The organism is Nakamurella sp., assembly GCF_048594475.1.
Taxonomy (GTDB): domain Bacteria; phylum Actinomycetota; class Actinomycetes; order Mycobacteriales; family Nakamurellaceae; genus Nakamurella.
The window spans coordinates 1-8,493 of the sequence record NZ_JBMDXT010000244.1; the positions used below are offsets into that span (position 1 = coordinate 1).

An 8,493-nucleotide genomic window follows, 5' to 3' on the forward strand; every position below is an offset into this window, starting at 1 on the left:
ACCCAGATCGACCCGCATCTGGGCACCAACGACGAGCTCACGACCCTGATCGCGCAGGCGCACGGCCGGGGGATGAAGGTCTTCTTCGACATCATCACCAACCACACCGCCGACGTGATCAGCTACCAGGGCGGCCTGTCCGACTACATCAGCAAGGCCGACCGGCCCTATCGGGACGCCGCCGGGCAGGAGTTCGACGACACCGCCTACGCGGCCGGCGACTCGTTCCCCGCGCTCGACCCGGCGACGTCCTTCCCCTACGTGCCTACCTTCCCGACCGAGGCCGACCGCACGGTCAAGGTGCCGGCCGCGCTGAACGACCCGACCTGGTACCACAACCGCGGCAACTCGACGTTCGCCGGCGAGAGCTCCGAGTACGGCGACTTCGTCGGCCTGGACGACCTGTTCACCGAGCAGCCGGCCGTGCGGGACGAGCTGATCGACATCTACCGGTCGTGGGCCGCGTTCGGCGTCGACGGGTTCCGCATCGACACCGTCAAGCACGTGAACATGGAGTTCTGGCAGAAGTTCTCGCCGGCCGTGCTGGACGCCGCACACGCGGCGGGCAAGAAGGACTTCTTCATGTTCGGCGAGGTCTACGACAGCAACCCGTCGTTCATGTCGCGCTACACGACGACCGGGACGCTGCAGGCCACCCTCGACTTCGGGTTCCAGACCGCGGCGACCAGGTTCGGTCTCGGTGGCCCGACCACCGGCCTGCGGGACCTGTTCGCCGGCGACGACTACTACACCGACACCGATTCCAACGCCTACCAACTGCCGACGTTCCTCGGCAACCACGACATGGGACGGATCGGTTCGTTCCTCCGGACCGGCCTGGCCGCCGGCACACCCGACGCGCAGGTGCTGCAGCGGGACGAGCTGACCCACGCCCTGATGTACCTGACCCGGGGTCAGCCGGTCGTGTACTACGGCGACGAGCAGGGTTTCGTCGGCGACGGCGGCGACAAGGACGCCCGCCAGGACATGTTCGCCAGCCAGGTGGGCTCGTACAACGACGACGACCTGATCGGCACCGACGCGACCACCGCGGTCGACAATTTCGACCCGGACCACCCGCTGTACCGGCAGATCGCCGCGCTCGCCCGGCTGCGGGCGCAGAGCCCCGCGCTCGCCGACGGCGCGCAGATCCACCGCTACGCCTCGAACGAGGCCGGCATCTACGCGTTCAGCCGGATCGACGCCCGCGACCGGACGGAGTACCTGGTGGTGACCAACAACGCCGCCGACCCGAAGACCGCCTCGTTCGACACGTTCAGCACCAACGGCCGGTTCCGCTCGATCTACGCCTCGGCCGGCGACGGCCGCCCGCTGCGCTCGGACGGCGAGGGCCGGGTCACGGTCACCGTTCCCCCGCTCTCCGTCCAGGTCTTCAAGGCCACCCAGACGATCGACCGGAGCCGGCAGGCCCCCACCGCGGCGTTCATCGGCCCGGTCGCCGCCGGCACCGTCGGGGGACGCGCGGAGATCCGGGCCGCCGTGCCCGGTGATGGGTTCAACCAGGTCTCGTTCGCCTGGCGACCGGCCGGCACCGCGGACTGGCAGGCGCTCGGCACCGACGACAACGCGCCGTACCGGGTCTTCCAGGACACGACCGGACTGGCCGCCGGCACCGTCGTCGAGTACGCGGCCGTGGTCAAGGACAGCTCCGGGCACACCAGCTCGACCGTGTCCTCGGCCGTCGTCGGGGATCCGCCGCCGCCGGCCACCGGCGGGGGCGGCGGGGTCTCCAACGATCCGCCCGCCGAGCAGCCCGGCAGTGTCACCGTGGCCGGTTCGCTCAACTCGGAGATGGGCTGCCCGGGCGACTGGCAGCCGGACTGCGCCGCCGCGCAGCTGACCCTCGATCCGCGCTCGTCGATCTGGACGAGGACCTTCAGCGGGCTGCCGGCCGGCGACTTCGAGTACAAGGCGGCCATCGACGGCGCCTGGACCGAGAACTACGGCGCCGGCGGCGTCAAGGACGGGCCGAACATCGCGGTGACGGTGCCCCCGTCCGGCACGGTCACGTTCTACTACGACCCGGCCACACACTGGGTGACCAGCGACGCGCAGGGTCCGATCATCACCCTGCCCGGCTCCTTCCAGTCCGAGCTGGGCTGCGGCGGCGACTGGCAACCGGACTGCCTGCGGCCGTGGCTGCAGGACCCGGACGGGGACGGCGTCTTCACCTTCACCACGTCGTCGATCCCGGCCGGCAGCTACGAGACCAAGGTGGCGCACGGCCTGTCCTGGGCCGAGAACTACGGCCTCGGCGGCGCTCCCGGCGGGGCCAACATCCCCTTCAGCGTGACGGAGGGCCAACCGGTGACCTTCAGCTACACCGCCGCCACCCATCAGCTGGTCGTCGGCAGCAGCACACCGGCGGGCGATCTGGGCAGCGAGCGGGCCCAGTGGCTGACCCGTGACCTGGTCGCCTGGGACCTGCCGGCCGGGGCGGAGCATTACACGTACCGGCTCTACTGGGCCCAGCAGGGCGGGCTGACCACCGATGCCGATGCGCTGCTCGGCGGCTCGTCGATCCCGCTGACCTTCAGCTCGACGAGCCTGCCCGAGCGGGTCGCGGCGCGCTGGCCGCACCTGGCCGGGTACGACGCCCTCGCGCTGCCCGAGCGGAGCCGGCAGAGCCCGGCCATGCTGGCCGCGATCCTGCAGGGGCAGGTCGCCGTCGCCGCCTTCGACGACACCGGCGCCCTGGTCGACGCCACCGGGGTGCAGCTGCCCGGCGTGCTGGACGACCTGTACGCCGGGGCGCGCACCCGCACCCTCGGCGTGGTCCCCGGCCGCGGCGGCCCGATGTTCGCGGTCTGGGCGCCGACCGCACAGAACGTGCGGCTCACGGTGCTGCCGGCCGGCGCCTCCGAACCGGTGTCGGTGCCGATGCGCCGGGACGCCGACGGGGTCTGGATCCGCTTCGGCGGGCCGGAGTGGAACGGCGCCCGGTACCGCTACCAGGTGCAGGTCTACGCCCCCACCACCGGACGGGTCGAGACGAACGACGTCACCGACCCTTACAGCGTCGCGTTGACCACCGACTCGACGTGGTCGGTCGCGGCCGACCTCGCCGACCCGGCGCTGGCCCCCGCCGGCTGGAGCCGGCTGGTCAAGCCGAAGCTGGCCCAGCCGGAGAACTCGACGATCTACGAGTTGCACGTCCGCGACTTCTCGATCGGGGACGGCACCGTGCCCGCCGATCGCCGCGGCACCTACCTGGCGTTCACCGATCCGTCGACCGCCGGCATGCGGCACCTGGCCGCGCTCGCCGGCGCCGGGCTCAACACCGTGCACCTGCTGCCGGCCTTCGACATCGCCACGATCCCCGAGAACCGTGCCGACCAGCAGGTGCCCGGCTGCGACCTGCCGGCGCTGAGCGCCGCCGACCCGGCCGGCGAGGCGCAACAGGCGTGCGTCTCGGCGGTCGCCGACCGGGACGGGTTCAACTGGGGCTACGACCCGCTGCACTACACGACGCCGGAGGGCTCGTACGCGACGAACCCGGAGGGCGCCACCCGCACCCTGGAGTTCCGGCAGATGGTGGCCGGCCTGAACGGGATCGGGCTGCGCGTGGTGATGGACGTGGTCTACAACCACACCGCGGCGTCCGGCCAGGCCGCCACCTCGATCCTGGACCGGGTGGTGCCGGGCTACTACCAGCGGCTGTCGGCCACCGGGGCCGTGGAGAACTCGACCTGCTGCGCCAACACCGCGACCGAGCACGCGATGATGGAGAAGCTGATGATCGACTCCGTGGTCACCTGGGCCCGGCAGTACAAGGTCGACGGCTTCCGCTTCGACCTGATGGGGCACCACAGCAAGCAGAACATGCTCAACCTGCGGGCGGCCCTGGACCGGCTCACCCCGGCCCGGGACGGCGTCGACGGGAAGAAGATCTTCCTCTACGGCGAGGGCTGGAACTTCGGCGAGGTCGCCGACAACGCCCGCTTCGTCCAGGCCACCCAGGCCAATATGGCCGGCACCGGGATTGCCACCTTCTCCGACCGGCTGCGCGACGCCGTCCGCGGCGGGGGGCCCTTCGACGACGACCCGCGCATCCAGGGTTTCGGCACGGGCCTGTTCACCGATCCCAACTCCTCCCCGGCCAACGGGGCCCCCGAGGAGCAGCGAGCCCGGCTGCTGCACGCGGCCGACCTGATCGCCGTCGGCCTGGTCGGCAATCTGAAGGACTACCGGTTCACCGGCAGCGCCGGGCAGGAGGTGACCGGGGCGCAGGTCGACTACAACGGCTCGCCCGCGGGCTACACCGCCGACCCGTCGGAGGTGATCACCTACGTCGACGCCCACGACAACGAGACCCTGTTCGACGCCTCGACCCTCAAGCTGCCGCCGGACACGCCGATGGCCGACCGGGTCCGGTGGAACACGATCGCGCTGGCCACCACGGCGCTGTCCCAGGGGCCGATCCTGTGGCACGCCGGCGCCGACCTGCTCCGTTCGAAGTCGTTGGACCGCAACTCGTTCAACTCCGGCGACTGGTTCAACCGGATCGACTGGACCGGTCAGCGGAGCACCTTCGGCTCGGGACTGCCGCCCGCTGCGGACAACTCGGCCAAGTGGGACTACATGCGGCCGCTGCTGGCCGACCCGGCCCTGGCCCCGGACGCCGCCGCGATGCAGTCGGCCTCGGCGGCGGCGCAGGACCTGCTCCGCCTGCGCTTCTCCACCCCGCTGCTCCGGCTCGGCGACCCCGCCCTGATCCAGCAGAAGGTGTCCTTCCCGAACCTGGGCGCCGTCCCCGGGGTGATCGTCATGCGGATCGACGACACCGTCGGCAAGGACGTCGACCGGAAACTGCGCACCCTGCTGGTGGTGTTCAACACGACCCCGACGTCCCAGACCGTCACCGGCGCCGCCGGTCTGGCCCTGAGCCCGGTCCAGGCCACCGGGTCCGACCCGGTCGTGCGCCAGGTGACGGTGGCCGGTGACGCGGCCACCGTGCCGCCGCTGACCGTCGCCGTCCTGCAGGGCTGATCGCCCCGGTTCGCTGATCAAAACCGGGCCGGAAACCGGCAAACCGGACCCGCCGCCCGGGTTTGATCAGCGGATCAGGCGGCGGGGCCGGCCGGCGTCAGTGGGCCAGGGCGGCGGCCAGCCGGCGCAGCAGGTCGAGAGCGGCGTCGGCGATGACGGTGCCCGGACCGAACACGGCCGCAGCGCCCATCTCGTGCAGGACCGGCACGTCGGCCGGCGGGATGACGCCGCCGACCACGATCATGATGTCGGGCCGGCCGAGCTCGGCGAGGGCGTCGCGCAGCGCGGGCACCAGCGTGAGGTGGCCGGCGGCCAGGGAGTTGACCCCGACGACGTGCACGTCGTTATCGACGGCCTGCTGGGCGACCTCGGCCGGGGTGGAGAACAGCGGGCCGACGTCGACGTCGAAGCCGAGGTCGGAAAACGCGGAGACGATCACCTTCTGCCCGCGATCGTGACCGTCCTGGCCCATCTTGGCGACCAGGATGCGGGGGCGGCGCCCCTCGTCGCGGGCGAACCGCTCGGTCGCGGCGAGGACCTGCGCGACGGCGGGTGACTCGCCGGCCTCGGCCCGGTACACCCCGCTGATGGTACGGATGTGCGCGGTGTGCCGGCCCCACACCTTCTCCAGGGCGTCCGAGATCTCGCCGACGGTCGCCTTCGCGGCGGCCGCGTCGACGGCCAGGGCGAGCAGATTGTGCGCCAGGTCGCCGGGAACGGGGTCGGCGCCCGCGGCCGCGGTGAGGGCGGCCAGCGCGGCCTGCACCGCCCGCTCGTCCCGTTCGGCACGCAGCGCGGCGAGCTGGGCGATCTGCGCCGCCCGGACGGCGCGGTTGTCGACCTTGAGCACGTCCAGGGCGTCCTGCGCGTCGACCCGGTACCGGTTGACCCCGATGACCGCCTGGGCCCCGGAGTCGATGCGGGCCTGGGTGCGGGCGGCGGCCTCCTCGATGCGCAGCTTGGGGATGCCGGCCTCGATCGCCCTGGCCATGCCGCCGGCGTCCTCGACCTCGCGGATGTGCTGCCAGGCGCGGTCGGCCAGATCGTGGGTGAGCTTCTCGACGTAGTACGAGCCGCCCCAGGGATCGATGGTCGCCGTGGTGCCCGACTCCTGCTGCAGCAGCAGCTGGGTGTTGCGGGCGATCCGGGCCGAGAAGTCGGTGGGCAGGGCGATCGCCTCGTCCAGCGCGTTCGTGTGCAGGGACTGGGTGTGCCCCTGGGTGGCGGCCATCGCCTCGATGCAGGTGCGGGCGACGTTGTTGAACGGGTCCTGGGCGGTCAGCGACCAGCCGGAGGTCTGCGAGTGGGTCCGCAGGGACAGCGATTTCGGGTTCCGCGCACCGAGGCCGGCCACCAGCCGCGACCAGATCGCACGGGCTGCGCGGAGTTTGGCGATCTCCATGAAGACGTTCATGCCGATCGCCCAGAAGAACGACAGGCGCGGGGCGAACGAGTCGACGTCCAGTCCGGCGGCGATGCCGGTCCGCAGGTACTCCAGCCCGTCGGCCAGGGTGTAGGCCAGCTCGAGATCGGCTGTCGCCCCGGCCTCCTGCATGTGATACCCGGAGATCGAGATCGAGTTGAACTTGGGCATCCTCGCCGCGGTGTAGGTGAAGATGTCGGAGATCACCCGCATCGACGATGCCGGGGGGTAGATGTAGGTGTTGCGGACCATGAACTCCTTGAGGATGTCGTTCTGGATGGTCCCGGCCAGCCGCTCCGGAGGCACCCCCTGCTCGCCGGCGGCGACGATGTACAGGGCCAGCACCGGCAGCACGGCACCGTTCATCGTCATCGAGACGCTGATCTCGCCGAGCGGGATGTGGTCGAACAGCTGGCGCATGTCGTAGATGGAATCGATGGCCACACCGGCCATCCCGACGTCGCCGGCGACCCGCGGGTGGTCCGAGTCGTAACCGCGATGGGTGGCCAGGTCGAACGCCACCGACAGGCCCTTCTGCCCGGCCGCGAGGTTGCGCCGGTAGAACGCGTTCGACTCGGTGGCCGTGGAGAACCCCGCGTACTGCCGGATCGTCCACGGCTGCGTGGTGTACATCGTCGGGTAGGGGCCGCGCAGGAACGGCGGCAGCCCCGGGAAGGTGTCCAGCGCATCCAGTCCGGCCAGGTCTGCGGCGCTGTACCGGGACTTGACGTCGATGCCCTCCGGCGATCGCCAGAAGCCCTGGTCCGCCGCCGGTTCCGCGGTCGTATCCGCGGCCGGCGCGGTCGGGTCGGCCAGCGGGATCCCGGCGAAGCTCGTCGGCAGGTTCATGCGGGGACTCCCGTCAGCGAGGTCCGCAGCCGGTGCAGGAACGCGACGACGTCCTGCCCGGCCGCGATGTGGTCGTCGATCAGCTCGGTCAGGGCCGGCCCCGGGGGCCCGGCCAGCACGATCGTGGCCGCGCCGGCCGCCCGCAGGGCGGCGATCACGTCCGCGCCCCACTGCGCGTAGGCGTCGTCGGCCCCCGCCAGCAGCACGACCCGCTCCCCGGCGTAGGCCGCGAGCACGTCCTGGACCGAGCCGGTGGCGCCGGCCGGCCGGCCGGTGACGCCGCCGGCGGCCAGCAGGTTGGCCACGAACCCGGCCCGCGCGGCGTGTGCGGCGACCGGCCCGAGGGTGGCCACGAACACCGTCCCGGCGACCGGGTCGTCCCGCATCGCCTCGAAATCCGCGGCCCACGAGGGCACGTCGGCCGGGCCGGACGCCGGCCAGGGCGGGCGCGCCGGCAGCGCCTCCCCGGCGTGCGGGAACTCGCTCACCCCGGTGATGGGCCGGCGGCGGGTGGCGATCAGGTCGCGGCGGCGCGCCGCGGTGTCCGCCCAGCGACCGGCCAGCGACCCGTCCGCCAGGGCGGCCAGCACCCCGCCGGCGGCGTCGATGGCCAGGAACCGGTCCCAGGCGGCCTCGGCCAGCTCCCGGGTCAGCGACTCGACGGCGTAGGCGCCGGCCGCCGGGTCGGCCACGGCGGCCACGTGCGATTCCTCGATCAGCAGCGCGGAGATGGTGCGGGCCAGCCGGCGGCCCAGCGCGTCCGGCACGCCGAGGCGCAGATCGAACGGCAGCACGGTGATCGCGTCCGCACCCCCGACGCCGGCGGCGAACGCGGCGACCGTGGTGCGCAGCAGGTTGACCCACGGGTCGTACCGGGTGGTCATCGGCCGTGAGGTCACCGCGTGGATCGCGACCGGCGCCGCACCCGCTCCCCCCACCCCGGACAGCTGCCCGATCCGGCCCCAGAGCACCCGCGCCGCGCGCAGTTTCGCGATCGTGACGAACTGCTCGTCGGTGGCCGCGAGCCGCAGCTCCAGCAGCCGCCAGCCGGCGTCGGCGTCGAGCCCGGCCGCCTCGAACGCCCGCAGGTACTCCACCCCGGCGGCGAGCGTCCAGGCCAGCTCGTCGACGTCGCCGGCTCCCCGGTCGTGCGCCACCGTGCCGTCGGCCACGAAGCCCCGCAGGCCCAGGTCCGTGGCCAGCGGCAGGAT

Annotated in this window: 3 protein-coding genes; 1 reads left to right on the top strand and 2 read right to left on the bottom strand. The window is 72.5% G+C overall.

Going from position 1 to position 8,493, the window contains the following annotated elements:
• Positions 1–5,010 (top strand): pullulanase-type alpha-1,6-glucosidase (pulA, locus tag ACOJUF_RS11255; RefSeq protein WP_420121939.1); only part of this gene is annotated, 5,010 nt, incomplete at its 5' end.
• 97 nt (positions 5,011–5,107) lie between these two features.
• Here pulA and scpA read toward each other — a convergent pair.
• Both scpA and ACOJUF_RS11265 read right to left on the bottom strand, forming a co-directional pair.
• Positions 5,108–7,282, bottom strand: coding sequence for a methylmalonyl-CoA mutase (gene scpA, locus ACOJUF_RS11260; protein ID WP_420121940.1), 2,175 nt, complete (start codon positions 7,280–7,282; stop codon positions 5,108–5,110).
• On the bottom strand, positions 7,279–8,493 hold a 1,215-nt coding region (locus tag ACOJUF_RS11265), incomplete at its 5' end, for a methylmalonyl-CoA mutase family protein (RefSeq protein ID WP_420121941.1). The genes ACOJUF_RS11265 and scpA, both read right to left, overlap by 4 nt.

Excerpts from the sequence above, each read along its gene's own strand:
- scpA (WP_420121940.1), bottom strand. The coding sequence starts at position 7,282 with ATGAACCTGCCGACGAGCTTCGCCGGGATCCCGCTGGCCGACCCGACC.